Origin of the sequence: Marinobacter nauticus, assembly GCF_003634635.1 — a bacterium.
GTDB classification, from domain to species: Bacteria; Pseudomonadota; Gammaproteobacteria; order Pseudomonadales; family Oleiphilaceae; genus Marinobacter; species Marinobacter nauticus.
Genome location: NZ_RBJB01000002.1, coordinates 666086 through 682921, shown reverse-complemented (window position 1 = coordinate 682921; position 16836 = coordinate 666086). Strand labels below are relative to the sequence as shown.

The following is a 16836-nucleotide window of genomic DNA, read 5'->3' as shown; positions in this document are numbered from 1 at the left end:
ATGGTAAATGCTGATTATGGCTGACAGAACCCTGGATGCCAGCGGCCTGCGTTGTCCCATGCCGCTGCTGAAAACCAAGCTGGAACTCAACTCCATGACGCCCGGGGAGGAATTGGTGGTTGTCGCCACGGATACCGGCTCACTGAGGGACATACCTGCCTGGCTGGCGTTGTCGGCCCATACGCTTGTCAGCCAATCGGAGAGTAATGGGGAATACCGTTTCGTGATAAAGTGCGGCGGTTAATTTCCGGAGTCATTCATGGTCAGAATTCTGCGCGGTCTAGCCCACAAGTATTTTTCAGACGAAGAAGCCGTCATCCTGTTTTTGCTGCTGGTGACAGGCACTGTCTTTATCATCTGGTTCGGGGCCATGCTGGCGCCGGCCATCGCTTCCCTGATTGTCGCGTTCATTCTGCAGGGACTGGTGTCAAAACTGAACCGGATGGGTGTGCCTGAGCTGATCGCCGTGATTGGCGTGTTTGTGGTGTTTCTGGGCGTGCTGGTGGGTTTTATCTTCGGTTTGTTGCCGTTGATCTGGACCCAGCTGAGTACCCTTGCCGGCGAAGCGCCACGGATCATCCGCGAGCTGCAGTCCTATCTGGAGGTTCTGCCGCAACAATATCCGCATCTGGTTTCTGCTGAATCTGTGAATACCATGTATCAGCAGATCTCGGCCGAAGTAGGGCACCTGACTCAATGGCTGGTGTCTTTCTCGCTCTCCAGCATTCCGGACCTTGTGGCCTTGCTGATCTACATGGTTCTGGTGCCTATCCTGGTCTTTTTCTTTCTGAAAGACCGTCGGGTCCTGGTGAACTCATTTGCCCGCCTGCTACCTCCGCAGCGACCAATGATGGTTCGCATCTGGCACGAGGTTAATCTGCAATGTGCCAACTACGTCCGTGGCAAGGCGGTGGAGATCCTGATAGTGGGTGGCGTCACCTATGTCGCCTTCAAGTTTCTCGGTATGCCATATGCGGCATTGCTTTCCCTGTTGGTGGGGCTGAGCGTGGTGATTCCCTACATTGGCGCTGCGGTGGTCACCATTCCGGTGGCAGTGATCGGCCTGTTTGCGTTCGGCTGGGGCAGCCATTTTATCTGGGTCATGGTTATCTACGGCATTATTCAGGCGCTTGATGGCAATGTCCTGGTACCGATTCTGTTCTCGGAAGTGAACAACCTGCACCCGGTGGCGATTATTGTTGCCGTACTGTTCTTTGGCGGAATCTGGGGCTTGTGGGGCGTGTTTTTTGCGATTCCGCTGGCGACGATGCTGAAAGCGGTCTTCGCCGCCTGGCCGGTGAAGGAGTCGCCTCCGCCACCAGCCATTGCGGAATAGGGCGTTAAAGGGCTTTGACGGCTTCCAGCACCTCGTCGGCGTGCCCTTTTACCTTGACGCCGCGCCATTCCCTGCGCAGCACGCCTTCCTTGTCGATCAGGAAGGTGCTGCGTTCAATGCCAAGGTGCTCCTTGCCATAAAGCTTCTTGAGCTTGATGACGTCGAACAGCTTGCACAGGGATTCGTCCTTGTCGGAAATCAGGTGGAACGGAAAGCTGTATTTCGCCCGGAAGTTATCATGGGCTTTCAGGCCATCCCGCGAGACGCCGAATATCTCGGTGTCCTCGGCAGCGAAGGCTTCCATTCTGTCCCGGAAGTCCTGGCCCTCGGTGGTGCAGCCCGGTGTATTGTCTTTCGGATAGAAATAAATAACGATGTTCCGGCCTTTCAGGTCGCTCAGGCGAACGGTCTGGTCGCCAGTGGCCTCAGCCTGAAATTCTGGCACGGGTTGATTCAATGCTACGGATGACATGACATCTCCTTTAATTCCCTTGTGTCAGTTCGAGCCCAACATTACCATATCGGTTTTATTCGGACGGAGCTTTTATGATTACGGGTAGCCTTGTCGCACTGGTCACGCCCATGTATCCAAACGGTGATATTCACTGGGAGGATCTGGACAAGCTGGTGGACTTTCATATCGAAAACGGCACCCATGGCATTGTTGCTGTGGGCACCACTGGCGAATCCGCAACCCTGGATCCGGAGGAACACATCCGGACGATCGGGCACATCATAAAACGTGTAAACGGCCGGATTCCCGTTATTGCCGGTACCGGTGGTAACAGTACGCGCGAAGCAATCGAATTGACCACCGAAGCCCACAAACTCGGTGCCGATGCCTGTCTGCTCGTGGTGCCTTACTACAACAAGCCGACTCAGGAAGGCCTGTATCAGCACTTCAAGGCTATCGCGGAAGCGGTACCGGGCATGAACCAGATTCTGTACAACGTACCGGGCCGCACTGCCTGCGATATGTTGAACGAGACGGTGGTTCGCCTGGCCGATATCCCCAATATCGTTGGTATCAAGGATGCGACCGGGAACATTCCCCGTGGCGCCGAGCTGATCGAAGCCCTGGGTGGCCGCCTTGCGGTGTATTCCGGTGACGACGCCACAGCGGCGGATCTGATGCTGGCGGGCGCAAAAGGTAATGTTTCGGTAACGGCCAACGTTGCTCCGAAAGCCATGGCTGAGCTCTGTGAAGCAGCCATTGCGGGCAACGAAGACGAAACCCGTCGCTTGAACGAACTGCTGATGCCGCTTAATCGCAAGCTGTTCCTGGAAGCCAACCCGATTCCGGTAAAATGGGCGCTGTACCGCATGGGCATGATCGGTGAGGGCATTCGTCTGCCTCTGACGCCGCTCAGCGAGAAGTTCCACGGCGAGGTGGAAGACGCGCTCAAGGCCTCAGGTGTTCTCTGAGGCCACCGTTACCGTTAACCGGAGTAACCCGATGCAGGTTCCTGCAAGAGCCCGTAAGAAAACCGTTTTGTTCGTTCGACCTGTTTCGGCGCTGGTGCTTGCCAGTGCCCTGGCCGGTTGCAGCCTGATCGATGATCGTTCCGAAGGCTATGTCAACGCACCGGAAGGCGAGCCGATTCAGGTGCCTGACGGTCTCGACAGCTCCCGGCTGAGCGAGACCATGCCGATACGGTCGATCAACACGGCCGATTCCCGCAATCTTTACCCGTCGTCGATTCCCCGTCCGCCAGATATGACATCCGAGATTCTGGATGAAAACTATGTGATTGAAGAGTTGGACGGCCGTATCTGGTTGCTGGTCAATGAGGTGCCGGGCCGACTCTGGCCCGTGGTCAGTGCTTGGATGAATGAAAGCGGCCTGGGCATTGCCCATGACAGCCCGCAACTGGGGATTCTCCAGAGTGAACTGGCAAACTTCAGCAAGCGCAGCCGAACGCTGCTGGGGCTCGCTGACAGTCCGACCGCAACAGAACCCAAAGTGGTGATGCAGGCCCGCCTGGCACCAGGCATCCGTCGTAAAACCACCGAAATCCGCGTGCGTATTCTGGAGCTGGAGCAAGCCCCGGAAGAACTCATGCCCTGGGACAGTGACACCGGTGCCGATGCAACCTCCGAGCAACACCAGCGGGCGCTGCTGGCCGAGCTGGGGGATTTCCTCAAACAGCGTGAGGACAACAAATCCTTCTCGCGGGCGGCCTCGGGCATGGTCTCCAAGCCTTTGGTACGCTTGCAGTCTGAACAGGAAGAAGCGGTTGCCATTCGGGTAGAGCTGGACTTCGGCCGTACCTGGGCAGAGGTCAATCGTTCCCTGGAGGAAATGGGGCTGCCGGTACTGGATCTGAACCGGAGCGAAGGCTGGTTGCAGGTGGATTTCCGCACAGAAGGCGAACGCAGTCCGGGCTGGTTCTCGTGGTTCAGCGATGCTGAAAAGCCGGTCCACACCCACACAATCCGGATTCAGCAGGGTGCCGACGCCATGAGCGTTACCGCCGAGCAGCACGACAGCTACGAGGGTGAGCGCAGTTCAGCAGATCTGCTTACCCGACTCTTTGAACATCTGTATTGATTAACGGGGTGGCCGTGGCCACCGGCCGTTTGGAGAAAGTAATGGAAAAGCGCGAAGAGCTTTATGCCGGCAAGGCAAAATCGGTTTACCGCACGGACGATCCCGAGCGGTTTGTTCTGGTGTTCCGGGACGATACCTCGGCCTTTGACGGAGAGAAGAAAGAACAGCTGAACCGCAAGGGTATGGTGAACAACAAGTTCAATGCCTTCATCATGGAAAAGCTGGAAGCGGCCGGAGTGCCTACCCATTTCGAAGGACTGCTGTCTGATACCGAGTCTTTGGTCAAGAAGCTTGAGATGATCCCGGTTGAGTGTGTGGTACGCAACGTGTCTGCGGGCAGCCTGTGCCGTCGCCTGGGCGTGGAAGAGGGCCAGGAGCTGAACCCACCCACCTTTGAGCTCTTCCTGAAAAACGACGCCCTGCATGACCCGATGGTGAACGAATCCCTGGCAGTCAGCTTTGGCTGGGCCAAGGCCGATGAGCTGGCCCGGATGAAAGAGCTGACCTATAAGGTCAACGACGTACTGAAAAAACTGTTTGACGACGCCGGCATGCTGCTGGTGGACTATAAGCTGGAATTCGGCCGCAGTGGTGGCCAGATCGTTCTGGGTGACGAATTCAGCCCCGATGGCTGTCGTATCTGGGACAAGGAAACCCGCAAGAAGATGGACAAGGATCGCTTCCGCCAGGGCCTTGGTGAAGTGATCGAAACCTATGAAGAAGTCGGTCGTCGTCTCGGCATAAAGTTTGACTGACCGGGCAATACAACCACAAAAAACGGGTGCGTTATGCGTAAACTGATGATTGTTGTAGGTGGCTCACTGGCTTTGGCCGCGCCGCTGGCCAATGCTGATGTACTGGGCGTTGGCGCCAACGTTAGCTATTGGGATTCCGATTTCTCTGGCGAAGTGGTCAACAAGGATTCGGCCGTTGATATTGAAAAGGATCTCAACCTCGACAGCGACAGCAACGCGAACTTCACGGCGTTTTTCGAGCATCCGATTCCGGTGCTGCCGAACGTCCGGTTGAATTACACCAGCATTTCCCAGAGTGGGCGTGGTGAGATCGGGCTGGAAGAGTTTGATGGAATTCTTCCAGGAGCTCCGGTTCGTTCGGATCTGGATATCGACCAACTGGACGTCACCCTGTACTACGAAGTGCTTGATAACTGGGTGAATCTCGATCTGGGCCTGACCGCCAGAAATTTTGATGGTGAGCTGGTTCTGCGGGACGTGAATGATATTGCCAATGTCAGTAAAACCTCCGTCGACGCCGTCGTCCCTATGGGCTACCTCGCCGCCCGTTTTGACCTGCCGTTAACTGGCGTGTCCGTAGGTGCCGAGGGCAATTTCATCAGCTACAGCGGCGACTCACTGCACGACTTCAACGCTTATGGCCAGTACGAATTCGCCATGCTGCAGCTGCGGGCGGGCTATCGTCAGATGGCCATCGACTATGAAGATGATGACGACAAACTGGATGTCGAAATGTCCGGACCCTTCGCCAGTGTTGGCGTGGCGTTCTGACCAGGACCGCTAAAAGGCGCCTTCGGGCGCCATTTTTCATGGAGAACAGATCTTGAAAATCCTCGTTACGGGAACCGCCGGCTTTATCGGCTCGCATCTTGCTCACCGTTTGCTCGATCGTGGCGATGAAGTGATTGGCGTGGACAACGTCAACGACTATTACGACGTCAATCTCAAGGAAGCACGCCTGGCCCGGCTGCTGAATAAGCCCGGTTTCACTGAAGTACGCCAGGACGTGGCCGACCGCGAGGCCATGGAAGCGGTTTTCCGTGAGCACAAGCCCGAACGGGTGGTGCACCTGGCGGCACAGGCCGGGGTCCGGTATTCCCTGGAGAACCCTCATGCCTATGTGGATGCCAATCTGGTCGGCTTCATGAACATCCTTGAGGGTTGCCGTCATAACGAGGTCAAGCACCTGGTGTATGCCTCCAGCAGCTCCGTGTACGGGGCCAATGAGACCATGCCATTCTCCGTGCACGATAACGTGGATCACCCGCTGAGCCTGTACGCGGCGTCCAAGAAAGCCAACGAGCTGATGGCCCATACATACAGCCATCTGTACAACCTGCCCACCACCGGGCTGCGGTTCTTTACTGTTTACGGACCCTGGGGCCGGCCGGATATGGCGCTGTTTATCTTTACCAAAAGGATCCTGGCCGGTGAGCCCATCGACGTGTTTAACCACGGGCATCACAAGCGGGACTTCACCTACATCGACGACATCGTCGAAGGCGTTATCCGCACTCTGGACAACGTAGCCCAGCCGAACCAGGACTGGAGCGGTGCCCAGCCGGACCCGGGCACCAGCAAGGGGCCTTACCGAATCTACAATATCGGCAGTAATAACCCTGTGGAGTTGTCCCGTTTTATCGAGATTATTGAGGAGCGGGTGGGCAAGAAAGCTGAGAAGAATCTGCTGCCGTTGCAACCGGGTGACGTGCCGGCCACCTACGCCAATGTCGATGACCTGATCAACGATGTGGGATACAAGCCGTCTACCACGGTGGAAGAGGGCATTGCCAACTTCGTGGACTGGTATCGGGATTTTTACAACGCCTGAGCGTCCATCACAGCTTATGAATAAGGCCAGCCGAGACGCTGGCCTTATTTGTTTATGGTCGCTGTTCCGGAAGCCTGAATACCTGTGCGTTTCGGGTAATAGGACATTGGAAAGCCAATTCAACGGCGGTGAGTTGCAGGCCATCCGCAGATGCCGCGCCATACAGCCGGTCTCCCACAATCGGGTGGCCAATGCCAGCCAGGTGTCGACGGATCTGGTGTTTACGGCCGGTTTCGATTCTTACCTGCACGTCCGTTGTGTCTGATTCTTCATCCCGGCTCAGTGTCGTCACGCGGCTGATTGAGTCCTTGCCATCCAGTGGCGTGTCGAGGCGAAGATCATCCGCCATCAGGTTGCCGGCGACCCGCGCCCGGTAGGTCTTGGTCATGGCGCGCCCGGCAAACAATTCTGAAAGGGCCGCCGCAGCCTTGCCGTCATGGGCGATCAGCATCAGACCTGCAGCGTCGGCGTCCAGGCGGTGTACCAGAAAGCAGGGTGCATTCAGTTCAATTTCCGCCAGGCGCAGCAGGCTGCAATGGTCGCCCCATTGAGACCCTTGTGATAACAGCCCGCGGGGTTTGAACCAGACACTGTAACGACCTTTGTTCTCCAGCAGCGTCGGAGCTTCCGGCTTGCGCGCGAGCACCTGATCATCGTAGAACAGCTGAATACGGGTACCGGGTTTCAGTTCCCGCTTGGCCTTGCGTAAACGCACCTGCTTTCCCTTCTGAGTCCACCAGCACGCGCCCTTGGCCATGGCATCCTTGATGCGCTGCTTGGGCAGGCCCGAGGCGTCTGCAAGCGCATCTACAGCCGTCGTGCTCTGGTCTACGGTGACATCAAACTGTTTGCGCATCGGCGTTTTTATCCGGAAGGAGAAGATCCAAGATGATTGCCGGCAATGATACGGAGCGGGGAATGTATCGACAAGGCGCTTGTACCTCAAGGCACATTGATGACAGTGAGCGCTGAGGGTGTACACTGATGAAAAGCCACCTCAAGGAGATATCGACATGCCAATGATTGGCTGGCTGTTTATACTCGCCGCATTCGCGATGATTGTGGGAAGCCTGCTGCTACTCAGAGATGGGGCCAATATGAAAATCCCCAAAGAAAAGCTTGAGAAGATTCGTCAGCGCAAAGCAGAACAGGACGCGAAAGATAAAAAAGAGGGGGATAGCTGGTAACGCCAGAACCATGAACCAGTCCACGACTTTTGAGTCTGCCCCCGCCTGAACCTTTCGCGACCTAACGATATGTCGCATGATTAGACATCACTGCCCGGATATGGACTAGACGACACCGGATGTCGCCGCTACGAGTGCGTAATTCCTGCAAGAGTTCTCCCGTCTTTTTCATCAATGCCGCAACCAGAAGCGCACAGACTGTGTCGCCTCGGGAATGGCAGTGATCGTGCCTGAAGAATAAGCCTGAAATCATAAGAAAAAAGGAAAGAACATGATCCAGTTGAGCCGTATTGGATGGGGGCCCGTATTGCCCATGGTGCTTGTATTATCTGCCTGCGGTGGCGGAAGCGGGGGTGGGGGTAATGATCAGCCTGAAGAGCAGACTGGGCCTCAGTTGAGCTACGACAGAAACGACCTTGCTTCGAAGGCTGTTGCGATAACCAGTTCAGGTGGCATGGAAAGCTTCCAGGCCTTGAGGGGAGACCTTCAGTTGACGCAGCATCTGCTGTACGAAATTAACGCGTTTTCAGAGAGCATGCCAGTGACCAACGCCGGGACGTACCCTTGTGAGGGCGGTGGTACCGTTGAGTTCCGCTGGCAAGAGACCGAGACAACCCTGGAAAAAACGACCTCGTTTAACCAGTGTAGCTTTAACACTATGACATTTGGGGATGTGGTTTTAAGCGGTAGTACACGATATGAGAGCGCCCTGGTTGGCGAAACGGCAACATCAGCAAGTTGGAAAAGTTCCATCACCGATGACCTGTCCGGATCGATTAAGTTCAGTGGTGAGCTGTTTAGATTCAGTGGCGTTATCCGCATGAGTGACTATCTGACTGAGAGTGGGGGCGTTACGAGCTGGCGCTATATCCGCGATGTCAAAACGTACGAGAGGAAACTGGGTAGCCGATACGTTGCCATCGCCGATGCTCAGAACCGGGACTCGGGAACGGACGCGGACTGGGAATACGAGGTTCGGGGCACCATTGTTGGTTCAGCGATTGGTGGTTATGTGCAGCTGGAGACGCTGGATCCGTTGGAGATGTCAGAAAACGTCGACGGTCCGATATCGGGTATCGTGAAATTGTCCAGCAACGGTGAGTCTGAGGTTCGGTTCGGCAGTAGTGCCGGCGGAACGGCTAAGGCAGCGGCTGTCTGGATTGATGGTGCGGTTGTCGAGAGTTATGAGGATTGGCACGAAATAGGTGTGGTTGTGTACTTTTGACAGGAGGAGGGCAGGCTTCTCTGGTCTGCCCTCTACGACTGCTAACAGCAAATACGAGGCACAAAAAAAGCCGCCCAGCAAAGCTGTAAGTGACTTTCTCTGCAGGATTGGTAGGACCACGCGGATTCGAACCGCGGACCTCTACCATGTCAAGGTGCCGACATTACGCCGCTAAGCACATGATGTTAAAGCGAAATGCCCTTAATCCCGGTGGGCAATAACGGCAAGAGGGGAAACCAAGGAAATCAGGGAATTACGCACTGTATAAATCCAGTCACCGCGGCAGTAATTTCGTGATGTCCAGCTCTGCTTTTACGCGCACCCATTCCTGTTCGTGGCCCTTCTGGTAATGCTCTGTCATCGCCTCCGTGGCGTGGGCCATGAGCGGCTGAACGTAGCTCTCCGTATCGAATCCCTGCTTCTTGTAGAGCCATGAGCCCAGGGCCCGGATCTCGTGAAAAGTAGGGCGCTGCTCTTTCGGCACACCGTCAAACAGCGTGGTCTTGTCCCGCCACTTCCGAAACTCGGCAGAGAAATGGTTGGCCGTTAACTGGGTCCAGTGCTGGCGGTCCTGTGCCTCGTTCTTGCGAACCGGTACCCGGTGCACGATGTAGGGGCTGGCCACATCAGATTTCCGAGCCCGGGCAATGATGCCTTTCAGCCATGGGCTTTCAATCTCAAGGTAGGCATGCTCGTGCTTCTTCACCTTCTGCCGAACCACGCGAAGCACACCGGTCTTTTCGTCGAAGTCTGAGAACTGCATGTTGATGACTTCGGTTCGTCCTTGCAGCGTCACCAGGCCGAGCTCCATGGCGTTCTGCATCCACGTCGGGGCGATGGCATGGATGGCCTTGAACTGTTCCAGGGTCATCCTCTGGCGCTGCTTCTCGTAGCTGGCCTTGGGGTAGGTGACTGCTGCCGGGTTGTCCAGATCGGACGGATACAGGCCTTTCATCTGGGCAAACCGGAACAGGTCGATCAGTGTGGTCCGGTGCTTGATGTAGGCATCGCGCTTGAAGTTGTCGTCCAGGTACTCGGCCAGCGCCTTCACATCGATGGATTCCACCAGCTTGTCGCCCAGATCCTTCTCAAAACGGTTGAGCCTGTAACCGATCAGCTTCACGGTACTCGGCGCCAACGTTTGCTCTGGCAGAAACTCTTTCCGGTACCGGCCGATAAGATGCGACATTGTTTGTTCAGCCGTGCCCAGGACCTGGCCGACACGATCGGCCGGTTTCATCAGGATGGCGTTCAGCTGGCGGGCATCCGCAATTGCCTGGCCTTTGACCGTTCCGAGACTGTGGAAGGTGCCGGTATCTGGCCGCTTGTAGCGGTAATAGATCACCCCGCCCACCTTGTTGGGGTAAAGGTTGTCGGGGAGATCGGTGTTTCGGCGAAGCCGCTTACGTGGTGCCATTACGCTGCCAGTATCCTTGCCACCCGGTTGTTGCCATTGGCCTGTTTCTCAATGGACTCATCCACGAACCATAGACCACCCACCTTGACCGCGCCCGGGATCAAGCCATCGTTGGCCCAATTCCGGCAGGTGCGTAGACTCGGGCATTTGCCCGGGTAGTTCTTTTCCTTCCAGTCGCTCAGTGGGATTCTGCTCACTGGTCACCTCCCGCATGCTCAGCTTGCTGACAGGCCAGCCGATAGATCAGCTGCATGTTGTTGGATGCTGGCGAATCAATAGCGATATCCCTGATTTTTTCCGCGAGCTTTTTGACTCTATCCGCCTCCATCTGACTCTCACGGAGTTGCTGGCCAGCCTTCGACCACTTCAGTTCAATTTCATCGCGCTGCCGATAGGCAAGATCGCGCTGGCGGAAAGCCACATCACGCTCAATGGCCCTCGCTGATCCCGCCCGGATATATTTCACCGCATCAGCCGGGTCCATGCCTTCGCCGGGCGCTGGATCTTCGCACCAGACCATGCATGGCGCTCCGTCTATGTCCTCGCCCGGAATCAGGTAGATAGTTTCTGGTGTTTCGGTCACTTCTCACCTCCCGCCCGCTCGGCTTCGGCGGCTTTCTGTCTCAGGCTTTGAGCCAGAATCGCTTCAATGCGGTCTGCGGCATCATAAAGATCGTTGTACGTGCAAACCGTGTTACCCATGTCCCGGATCAGCTCTCGGAGATCGCCATCAATCCAGCCGATGGCGTGCTTGATACTGCCTTCCAACTCGGCCACCCGCGCCTCACTATCTGCTAGCTTTTGCTGAACCGGCGCTAGGTATCCGGCCAAAAGCAGTCTCTGGTCTTCACTCAGCGGTGATCCGGCCCGCCTCATGCACTCTGCAATGTCGCGGGGGAGCTTTGTGTAATCACTCATCGCCAGAGCCCTCCTTGATCAGCTCCCGCGCCTTGGCCAGAATCTGAGACGGGTTTTTAGGCCTGCGGCACTCCAACTCTGGTGGATCGGCGCGCCAATTGGTTATCTGGCAATGCGTCCAGGCACACAGCTGATTCCATACGGTCTCTTCTTCCCACTCGGGCTCGTAGTAACCCATCATAGCGCCAGCCATGGGCGTGCCCTTTAGTGCTGCCGGGTGGTTGTAAAGAGCAATGTAAAATTCACCGCTCTTTCCCGGTACGTAGCGATCACCCACAAATCCGCGCGGCCTCACTCGCATTCGATCCAGAGACTTTCGTTCTGGCTTTCGAAGCGTAACAAGGCATTCGCCTTTGTCAGCCGGGAACAGCTCTTGCTCTAGCAGTATCCCGGCCTCTTTGGCCAGTGGCAGCGCGCGCTTGCTCAGCTTTTTGAGGATGCGAAGGTTCATGCATTGCCCTCCCGTCCGGCTGGTGGTTGTGGGCTCATGTTCTCCGCAACCTGGGCGGCGGTCAGAGTCTTGATGGTTTCCGAGCAGTGGCCACAGCCAAGAACAAACAAAGTGCTGACTTCATTAGCGCGCAACTTCCCGTCCGGTGTGCCGTTTGTTACGGATGATTGGGTGTGCCAACTCAGGTCAGTTGAACCACATTCAGGGCACCCATCAGCCTGGGGTAGCGGTGAATGTTTCGGCTTGGCGGCCTGCTTTGCACGGATTTGCGGCACCTTGGTCCATATCCGAGCCAGTTCGGTTTCGGCGCATTCGTCCTGATCCATGCCGGTCGCAAGGCACAGGGCCGCCAAGGTCACGCGCACACCACCCACTTCCTGGGGCGGGTCACCGGCTGGGCGACCGTACACGTAATCAACAAGCTGCAACGCTTCTGCTTTGGTGCAGCCAAGGGATTGGACGAGCTCTAGTGATTCTTCAAGGAATCTGTGGTTGCGCTCCACCTTGTCGGCTGAAACTTCGGGGCCAAAACACTCCTGCATCCATGGGGCAACTCGGCTTTGAAAGCTCTCGACCTCTGGCCGGGGCGTGGTGGGGGTGGAGAGTAGGGCGCTTGCGAAGTGGTAAAGGATCACAGGCGCGATAGCTGAGTGATCATTGCCGTCTTTCGATGCGCAGTATCCGCCAATGTCTGGATGCTGAACCGTTATCCGGTCATCAACACGCCGTACAAGCCACCCCTCCGGCATGGCGGCCTGGGGCTGGGTGTAGAGCTTTTGCCCAGACTGAAACCGACCGTATTTAGCTGGCTCCAGCCACTGAACGCTGATCCCGTTGTAGTCGTGGACAATCTCCGCCACCGGCTCCGCACCCTGGCCACCCTGAGCGCGGTCAGGCTGGGGCTGGGTGTAGACCGGCGAGACAGCAACGCCATCAACTCTAACTCTATCGGCAACGCCTGCATCGGCAGTGAACTGGCGCCCGAACCGTCCTGCATCCCAAGTGAATCCAATAGGCTTCGCACCCTGGCCACCCTGAGCGCCGTCAACCGGCCCCATAACCCCAGCATCAAGACGAGTGCACCGCCCATGCTCGGACACAGCCATTACCTCGCTGGCCTGCGTCCGCACCAGCACCCCGCAAACATCGCCGCCCAGCTGGCGGACTTTGGATTCTGCGATTGGTTTTAGGTTACGGCCAGCCGCTGATCGAGCGTTCCACTTGTTCGCAGCGTCACCCTCATCAGCGTCATATGAATGGTTCGCTGTAAAGCCTCCAGCACACTCCTGGCACTCAACATACGGATATTGGTCACCCATCATTTCGGCTTCGCCGCCGCAGAATGGGCAGGGTTTCAGTTCGATGTTCATGCGGCCTTTGCCCCCTGATCAATGCGTTTGAACTCTATTACCCACACCCAGGGGTTGGCGTCCCAGGAGTCTTGGCCGTAGATGGATTGCCAGAGATCACAGAATGCACTTCTCGCTGTGGCGAATTTTTCGCCATAACATGAGTGCCAGTAGTTCGGGCACCCGCCCAACGACTCGGTGCAGCACACGCCCTCGGCCAGAGCATCTTCCTCGCTGATATCCTGCAGCCGCTCCGCTCGAACATTGGTGATCTCCAGCGTGATGCGGCTGGCCTCGCGAGGCATGGTTTCTGCTGGCTGCCACAACAATGGCTGCTCTTTCCCGTTGCAGTCGTAGCAGGAGACTGCATCAGGATCGGTGGCGCGATATGCGGCCTGCTCATGAGGTGTGCCGCCAACGTTGCGGATTTTGTAGCCATAGTCCTCCTGAACCCATAGGTGGTCACCGGGCTTTCCATACCGGCACTTGAATATCTGGCCCAGGTGCTGGCGGTGATTTTTGTCCCACCAGTTCCATTGAGGGCCACCGTTGTAGGCATCAAAGTAGTAGCCCGGACCTGGTTGCACTGGATGAAACTTGAGCAATCTCCGCGTCTGGCATTGCCTTCCTTCCAAAATCGCCCTGATCATGTCGTCTTTGAACAGGATTGGTTTTTCGTTGCTCATGCCGGCACCTCGATCTTTTCCAGGTTGCTGATAGCCAGTTCAAACGGGTCGGTTTCTTCCCAGGGGAATTCATCAAAAAGCGGCATGCGCAGGTGCTGGAACCACTCACTAACAGTCATTTTCCGGGTAACGCCCTGGGATGTGCTGGTGCAGTCGTCGAACGGCACTTCCTCGTCAGCTGTTTCGTTGAGCAGATCGGCAGCTCCGCTCTGGCTCAAGGCAGCCCAAGACTTGCCTTTCATGTGCGCTATAAGGGCCCACTGGCTCATTGCCAGTAGCGCCGATGATGTTCTCTGGTAGAGCCGGCACAGTTTTCTGCCTGTGTTGATGTGGGTAACTTGAAATACGCCAAAAGGAATCATGGTCACCGCAAGCCCCGGGCATGACTGGTGGATCAGGGCTGGCACCATCTTTCGCTCACCGGATACAACAGGGATTTCGATTTCGATCTCAGTCAGGCCATCTGTATCTTGCTCAATTGTCTCCATGCTTCTTCTCCCATTCGTCCAGCTTCTTCCGCTGATTCTTCACCTTTGCACGCAACCGCTTGTTCTCGCGCACGTAGTAGTCTTTCCGGTCACGCAGTTTGCTCAGGCGCTCCAGTAGGGCGCTGCATTTTTCGCAGCTCACGCCTCGCCTTCCCAGCCAATGGGCATCATGAATCCTGCGGCCCGGGCATGGCCGCCGCCGAGGGAATAGAGGGCCGGTTCTTCCCAAAGCTGCGCGTTGAAATTGTGGGTTTCGGTTACGAAACCGGTCTGAATAAGCATGTCCAGGTGCTTGCCCAGAGTGTGTGAGCAGATGTATGGGCATGCCGCCCGGTGCAGCTCTTGGCGGCCAGCCGCTCCCCGCTTCAGTGCTCGCATGATTCCGCTCACTACTCCCGGGATAATCGGTTGAACCAGCTCCCGCATGTTGGGGCGGTCCAGGTAGTAACCGACTGGAGGGATGACCGGCCCCGCGGCTTTTGGCATTTCGATCAGAGCCATTTGGTTCACATCACACCTCCAATCGCATCCTGCTTATCCAGCGGACGACTGCTCACGATTCGGCTTGCTTTCAGTCGGCGGCCATCGACCACCATCGGAATCATGACCCTGGCTTCCCGGAAGCCTGCTTGCTCCGCCTGGTCCTCGCTGGTGGCCCGGACATATACCGAGCGGGTGGCCACGATCTTGCGGTTGCCCTGAGCCCGGTAGCCCACCAGCACCTTGTATGGCCATGGCCGTGACGGGTCGGTGCGAAGCGGGTGGTCTGGTGATAGGTCCTGAATATTCATGCCGCCTGTACCTCCACCCGGTTGGCCACCGTCTTCAAGTAACGGATCCGGTTTTCGATAACTCGGCTGCTTACTCGGTGGCGTTTAACCAGGGCTTCAATCGTGAACCCCTGCATGGCCTTGTTGCCCATGTGCCAGAGCTTTCGGCGGGCCCGGACTTCTCGGCGGATTTCGGCAGAGACCTTGTAGGGGCAAACGTGCTCGTATTGGCCGGCCTCGATGTTGCTGATGGTGCGATCGCTGATGCCCAGTTCCAGCTCCAGCACGGCCCGGGTGTTCGCGGCCATGGCGCGCTGTAAGGTCAGGCGCTGAAGGATGTCTTCATCAAGCGCCTGCAGCTCGTTGCTTGTCAGATCTTTCAGGCTGCACATATCAGGCCTCCACTTTCTTCTGAACTTGTACCTGGCGGCACAGGGTCCATTCCTCGGGGGAGAGCCAGCGGCCTTGATCGGTGACCCGGATCCCGTCTTCGCGGACATAGGCCACTTCAAAATGCTCGCCGTCCGGCGCCTGGAATACCTCAGCGGTCATCAGGTCGAAGTTGTCTTCCGCCATCTGGTCCGCTTCAAAGGCCGCCCGGATTTCCTTGGGGTCTGTCACCAAGCGCTGAAACGCTTTGCCGAACTCTGAGGGATCGTTGAAGTTCATGCCGACACCTCAGCCGCTTTCTGTGCGAACTCCGCATCCCGGATCTGTTCCAGCTCATGCCGGAGAACCCGCAACTTTGGAAGGAATGGCTGCTGGCGGGCCCAGGCGTAAACATCACGCTGAAACTCAATCTTGTCGTGGCAATCAAAGCAGGTAAGGCTTACCCGCTTGTCCGTGACGGAAATGTGCAGTGTCTTGTCGGAGTTCAGATCGTTGATCAGCATCACCAGGCTGACGATCATCAGAATTTCGCTGTGGATTCTCAGTTGTTCCATGGCTTTCTCGCCTCCAGTTTGTTGTAAGCCCAGTCCCAGACCAGGTAGCCGCCAATCATCAGTGTCGGTATGCCGAGCAGTAGGATGTCGTAAAGACGGTTGTAGCCTTCCATCACGCAGCATCCTCAAAGTGGGCCCGAACGCGCTCGGCATAAGCTGCCAGCCGGGCCCGGTTGTCGTCGTCAATCCGGAAAATGCGCTTGCGAATGTAGGCCGGGATTTCGTAGAACCCGGATTCGCCCTCTGCGGCCCGCAAAAAGACCGGCTCGACTACTTGCTGAGCCGGGGAAGATCGCAGGGTATTGCGTTTGGTGATGCGGGCAATCAGGGAGAAAAGAGGGGCGACAGCGTTCTGCCCCTTAACGCCCTCCTGGCGCGCCACATGAAACTTGGAAGTCATCAGTGAAGCCCTCCGATAATCGCGGCCACTTCCTTCCGACCAATCCGAACAACGCTCACCACCTGGCGGTTGTTCTGGTTCGGGCGGCTGGTTCTGGCCATGGGGAAGGTGGAAAGGATGCAAAGGAAGCAAACGAGCACGCAGCTCATGACCCGCGCCTGCAGAATCCCGTGCATCCACATCTGACAGATCAGATCGACCCGGCTGTGTGCGTGGAACTGGTCTTTGGCTTCATCCAGATGCCAGTTCACGGTCTCCGGTGAAATGCTCAGCTCCCGGGCGATTTCTTTGGCGCTCATTCCGCGAGCGGCGAGCATCACGACTTCGGCCCGGCGTGGCGGCAGCGATTCCTGCTCGGCAAGCTCCACTTCCATTCGCGGATAGTTCGGTTTCAATTTGCGGGTCATGACAACTCTCTCCGTCATTGCACTAACAACAATAACAACAGATGTTGTTTATGGTGTCAACAACAAATGTTGTTTAAGTTGTTTTTGACCGACTTAGAAATGAGGTATCGTTGCGCGCCTC

28 protein-coding genes are annotated in these 16836 nt (G+C 56.6%); 9 read left to right on the top strand and 19 right to left on the bottom strand.

Annotated features, from left to right (window positions below):
• Positions 1-16 precede the first annotated feature (16 nt).
• Positions 17-244 (top strand): sulfurtransferase TusA family protein, encoded by a 228-nt coding sequence (locus C7436_RS03355; protein ID WP_011785177.1) that lies wholly within the window; start codon positions 17-19, stop codon positions 242-244.
• A gap of 15 nt (positions 245-259) precedes the next feature.
• Positions 260-1336: an AI-2E family transporter gene (locus tag C7436_RS03350; protein WP_011785176.1), complete on the top strand. Its 1077-nt coding sequence runs from the start codon at positions 260-262 to the stop codon at positions 1334-1336.
• 4 nt (positions 1337-1340) lie between these two features.
• On the opposite strand, the gene C7436_RS03345 is transcribed toward C7436_RS03350, so the two are convergent.
• Entirely contained in the window at positions 1341-1808 is a 468-nt protein-coding gene (locus C7436_RS03345) for a peroxiredoxin (RefSeq protein WP_022991090.1), read from the bottom strand.
• 74 nt (positions 1809-1882) lie between these two features.
• On the opposite strand from C7436_RS03345, the gene dapA reads away from it, so the two are divergent.
• Genes dapA through C7436_RS03320 form a run of 5 tightly spaced genes read left to right on the top strand, consistent with a single transcriptional unit; the run spans position 1883 to position 6473 of the window.
• Positions 1883-2761 (top strand): 4-hydroxy-tetrahydrodipicolinate synthase, encoded by an 879-nt coding sequence (gene dapA / locus C7436_RS03340; protein ID WP_022991091.1) that lies wholly within the window; start codon positions 1883-1885, stop codon positions 2759-2761.
• Positions 2762-2792: 31 nt separating this feature from the next.
• Positions 2793-3887 (top strand): outer membrane protein assembly factor BamC, encoded by a 1095-nt coding sequence (gene bamC / locus C7436_RS03335; protein ID WP_121206717.1) that lies wholly within the window; start codon positions 2793-2795, stop codon positions 3885-3887.
• 41 nt (positions 3888-3928) lie between these two features.
• Entirely contained in the window at positions 3929-4642 is a 714-nt protein-coding gene (gene purC, locus C7436_RS03330; RefSeq protein ID WP_031210967.1) for a phosphoribosylaminoimidazolesuccinocarboxamide synthase, read from the top strand.
• Between the two features lie 33 nt (positions 4643-4675).
• Positions 4676-5413 carry a TIGR04219 family outer membrane beta-barrel protein gene (locus C7436_RS03325; RefSeq protein WP_121206716.1) on the top strand — a complete coding sequence of 246 codons (738 nt, stop codon included), beginning with the start codon at positions 4676-4678 and terminating at the stop codon, positions 5411-5413.
• 52 nt (positions 5414-5465) lie between these two features.
• Complete coding sequence (locus C7436_RS03320) at positions 5466-6473, top strand: NAD-dependent epimerase (RefSeq protein WP_121206715.1); 1008 nt, start codon at positions 5466-5468, stop codon at positions 6471-6473.
• A gap of 52 nt (positions 6474-6525) precedes the next feature.
• On the opposite strand, the gene C7436_RS03315 is transcribed toward C7436_RS03320, so the two are convergent.
• Entirely contained in the window at positions 6526-7329 is an 804-nt protein-coding gene (locus C7436_RS03315) for an RluA family pseudouridine synthase (protein ID WP_121206714.1), read from the bottom strand.
• 157 nt (positions 7330-7486) lie between these two features.
• Between C7436_RS03315 and C7436_RS03310 the strand changes: the two genes are divergently transcribed.
• Together C7436_RS03310 and C7436_RS03305 are read left to right on the top strand one after the other, a co-directional pair.
• Positions 7487-7660, top strand: a complete 174-nt coding sequence (locus C7436_RS03310; protein ID WP_011785168.1) for a DUF2897 family protein — start codon at positions 7487-7489, stop codon at positions 7658-7660.
• 271 nt (positions 7661-7931) lie between these two features.
• Positions 7932-8885 carry a hypothetical protein gene (locus C7436_RS03305; RefSeq protein ID WP_228198048.1) on the top strand — a complete coding sequence of 318 codons (954 nt, stop codon included), beginning with the start codon at positions 7932-7934 and terminating at the stop codon, positions 8883-8885.
• Positions 8886-9159: 274 nt separating this feature from the next.
• Here the strand turns inward: C7436_RS03305 and C7436_RS03300 are convergent, their stop codons facing one another.
• Genes C7436_RS03300 through C7436_RS03220 form a run of 17 tightly spaced genes read right to left on the bottom strand, consistent with a single transcriptional unit; the run spans position 9160 to position 16715 of the window.
• The gene (locus tag C7436_RS03300) at positions 9160-10302 is read right to left on the bottom strand and encodes a phage integrase Arm DNA-binding domain-containing protein (protein WP_121206713.1); all 1143 of its coding nucleotides are present in this window, start codon (positions 10300-10302) and stop codon (positions 9160-9162) included.
• The gene (locus C7436_RS03295; RefSeq protein WP_121206712.1) at positions 10302-10499 is read right to left on the bottom strand and encodes an excisionase; all 198 of its coding nucleotides are present in this window, start codon (positions 10497-10499) and stop codon (positions 10302-10304) included. The genes C7436_RS03300 and C7436_RS03295 overlap by 1 nt, the downstream gene beginning before the upstream one ends.
• Entirely contained in the window at positions 10496-10885 is a 390-nt protein-coding gene (locus tag C7436_RS03290; protein WP_121206711.1) for a hypothetical protein, read from the bottom strand. The genes C7436_RS03295 and C7436_RS03290 overlap by 4 nt, the downstream gene beginning before the upstream one ends.
• Positions 10882-11220, bottom strand: coding sequence for a hypothetical protein (locus C7436_RS03285; RefSeq protein ID WP_121206710.1), 339 nt, complete (start codon positions 11218-11220; stop codon positions 10882-10884). The genes C7436_RS03290 and C7436_RS03285 overlap by 4 nt, the downstream gene beginning before the upstream one ends.
• Positions 11213-11671: a hypothetical protein gene (locus C7436_RS03280; RefSeq protein ID WP_121206709.1), complete on the bottom strand. Its 459-nt coding sequence runs from the start codon at positions 11669-11671 to the stop codon at positions 11213-11215. Before C7436_RS03280 ends, C7436_RS03285 begins: the two co-directional genes overlap by 8 nt.
• On the bottom strand, positions 11668-13041 hold the full coding sequence (locus C7436_RS18845) for a Lar family restriction alleviation protein (protein ID WP_211329845.1): 1374 nt from the start codon (positions 13039-13041) through the stop codon (positions 11668-11670). The genes C7436_RS03280 and C7436_RS18845 overlap by 4 nt, the downstream gene beginning before the upstream one ends.
• Positions 13038-13706, bottom strand: coding sequence for an ASCH domain-containing protein (locus C7436_RS03260; protein WP_121206708.1), 669 nt, complete (start codon positions 13704-13706; stop codon positions 13038-13040). The genes C7436_RS18845 and C7436_RS03260 overlap by 4 nt, the downstream gene beginning before the upstream one ends.
• Positions 13703-14194 (bottom strand): hypothetical protein, encoded by a 492-nt coding sequence (locus C7436_RS03255; RefSeq protein ID WP_121206707.1) that lies wholly within the window; start codon positions 14192-14194, stop codon positions 13703-13705. The genes C7436_RS03260 and C7436_RS03255 overlap by 4 nt, the downstream gene beginning before the upstream one ends.
• Entirely contained in the window at positions 14181-14336 is a 156-nt protein-coding gene (locus C7436_RS18730) for a hypothetical protein (protein ID WP_158595255.1), read from the bottom strand. The genes C7436_RS03255 and C7436_RS18730 overlap by 14 nt, the downstream gene beginning before the upstream one ends.
• Positions 14333-14695 carry a hypothetical protein gene (locus tag C7436_RS03250; RefSeq protein WP_121206706.1) on the bottom strand — a complete coding sequence of 121 codons (363 nt, stop codon included), beginning with the start codon at positions 14693-14695 and terminating at the stop codon, positions 14333-14335. The genes C7436_RS18730 and C7436_RS03250 overlap by 4 nt, the downstream gene beginning before the upstream one ends.
• 5 nt (positions 14696-14700) lie before the next feature.
• A complete protein-coding gene (locus tag C7436_RS03245; RefSeq protein ID WP_121206705.1) occupies positions 14701-14985 on the bottom strand; it encodes a hypothetical protein in 285 nt (94 codons plus the stop codon).
• Positions 14982-15356 (bottom strand): hypothetical protein, encoded by a 375-nt coding sequence (locus C7436_RS03240; RefSeq protein ID WP_121206704.1) that lies wholly within the window; start codon positions 15354-15356, stop codon positions 14982-14984. The genes C7436_RS03245 and C7436_RS03240 overlap by 4 nt, the downstream gene beginning before the upstream one ends.
• Position 15357: 1 nt before the next feature.
• A complete protein-coding gene (locus tag C7436_RS03235) occupies positions 15358-15633 on the bottom strand; it encodes a hypothetical protein (protein ID WP_121206703.1) in 276 nt (91 codons plus the stop codon).
• On the bottom strand, positions 15630-15908 hold the full coding sequence (locus tag C7436_RS03230; RefSeq protein WP_121206702.1) for a hypothetical protein: 279 nt from the start codon (positions 15906-15908) through the stop codon (positions 15630-15632). Before C7436_RS03230 ends, C7436_RS03235 begins: the two co-directional genes overlap by 4 nt.
• Positions 15896-16021, bottom strand: a complete 126-nt coding sequence (locus C7436_RS19000; protein ID WP_265936656.1) for a hypothetical protein — start codon at positions 16019-16021, stop codon at positions 15896-15898. The genes C7436_RS03230 and C7436_RS19000 overlap by 13 nt, the downstream gene beginning before the upstream one ends.
• The gene (locus C7436_RS03225) at positions 16021-16308 is read right to left on the bottom strand and encodes a hypothetical protein (protein ID WP_121206701.1); all 288 of its coding nucleotides are present in this window, start codon (positions 16306-16308) and stop codon (positions 16021-16023) included. Before C7436_RS03225 ends, C7436_RS19000 begins: the two co-directional genes overlap by 1 nt.
• Positions 16308-16715, bottom strand: a complete 408-nt coding sequence (locus C7436_RS03220; RefSeq protein ID WP_211329844.1) for a helix-turn-helix domain-containing protein — start codon at positions 16713-16715, stop codon at positions 16308-16310. Before C7436_RS03220 ends, C7436_RS03225 begins: the two co-directional genes overlap by 1 nt.
• Between the last annotated feature and the right edge of the window lie 121 nt (positions 16716-16836).

Coding starts and splice junctions, on each gene's coding strand:
- C7436_RS03355 (WP_011785177.1), top strand. CDS start 17: ATGGCTGACAGAACCCTGGATGCCAGCGGCCTGCGTTGTCCCATGCCG.
- C7436_RS03350 (WP_011785176.1), top strand. CDS start 260: ATGGTCAGAATTCTGCGCGGTCTAGCCCACAAGTATTTTTCAGACGAA.
- C7436_RS03345 (WP_022991090.1), bottom strand. CDS start 1,808: ATGTCATCCGTAGCATTGAATCAACCCGTGCCAGAATTTCAGGCTGAG.
- dapA (WP_022991091.1), top strand. CDS start 1,883: ATGATTACGGGTAGCCTTGTCGCACTGGTCACGCCCATGTATCCAAAC.
- bamC (WP_121206717.1), top strand. CDS start 2,793: ATGCAGGTTCCTGCAAGAGCCCGTAAGAAAACCGTTTTGTTCGTTCGA.
- purC (WP_031210967.1), top strand. CDS start 3,929: ATGGAAAAGCGCGAAGAGCTTTATGCCGGCAAGGCAAAATCGGTTTAC.
- C7436_RS03325 (WP_121206716.1), top strand. CDS start 4,676: ATGCGTAAACTGATGATTGTTGTAGGTGGCTCACTGGCTTTGGCCGCG.
- C7436_RS03315 (WP_121206714.1), bottom strand. CDS start 7,329: ATGCGCAAACAGTTTGATGTCACCGTAGACCAGAGCACGACGGCTGTA.
- C7436_RS03310 (WP_011785168.1), top strand. CDS start 7,487: ATGCCAATGATTGGCTGGCTGTTTATACTCGCCGCATTCGCGATGATT.
- C7436_RS03305 (WP_228198048.1), top strand. CDS start 7,932: ATGATCCAGTTGAGCCGTATTGGATGGGGGCCCGTATTGCCCATGGTG.
- C7436_RS03300 (WP_121206713.1), bottom strand. CDS start 10,302: ATGGCACCACGTAAGCGGCTTCGCCGAAACACCGATCTCCCCGACAAC.
- C7436_RS03285 (WP_121206710.1), bottom strand. CDS start 11,220: ATGAGTGATTACACAAAGCTCCCCCGCGACATTGCAGAGTGCATGAGG.
- C7436_RS03280 (WP_121206709.1), bottom strand. CDS start 11,671: ATGAACCTTCGCATCCTCAAAAAGCTGAGCAAGCGCGCGCTGCCACTG.
- C7436_RS18845 (WP_211329845.1), bottom strand. CDS start 13,041: ATGAACATCGAACTGAAACCCTGCCCATTCTGCGGCGGCGAAGCCGAA.
- C7436_RS03260 (WP_121206708.1), bottom strand. CDS start 13,706: ATGAGCAACGAAAAACCAATCCTGTTCAAAGACGACATGATCAGGGCG.
- C7436_RS03255 (WP_121206707.1), bottom strand. CDS start 14,194: ATGGAGACAATTGAGCAAGATACAGATGGCCTGACTGAGATCGAAATC.
- C7436_RS03250 (WP_121206706.1), bottom strand. CDS start 14,695: ATGGCTCTGATCGAAATGCCAAAAGCCGCGGGGCCGGTCATCCCTCCA.
- C7436_RS03245 (WP_121206705.1), bottom strand. CDS start 14,985: ATGAATATTCAGGACCTATCACCAGACCACCCGCTTCGCACCGACCCG.
- C7436_RS03240 (WP_121206704.1), bottom strand. CDS start 15,356: ATGTGCAGCCTGAAAGATCTGACAAGCAACGAGCTGCAGGCGCTTGAT.
- C7436_RS03235 (WP_121206703.1), bottom strand. CDS start 15,633: ATGAACTTCAACGATCCCTCAGAGTTCGGCAAAGCGTTTCAGCGCTTG.
- C7436_RS03230 (WP_121206702.1), bottom strand. CDS start 15,908: ATGGAACAACTGAGAATCCACAGCGAAATTCTGATGATCGTCAGCCTG.
- C7436_RS19000 (WP_265936656.1), bottom strand. CDS start 16,021: ATGGAAGGCTACAACCGTCTTTACGACATCCTACTGCTCGGCATACCG.
- C7436_RS03225 (WP_121206701.1), bottom strand. CDS start 16,308: ATGACTTCCAAGTTTCATGTGGCGCGCCAGGAGGGCGTTAAGGGGCAG.
- C7436_RS03220 (WP_211329844.1), bottom strand. CDS start 16,715: ATGACCCGCAAATTGAAACCGAACTATCCGCGAATGGAAGTGGAGCTT.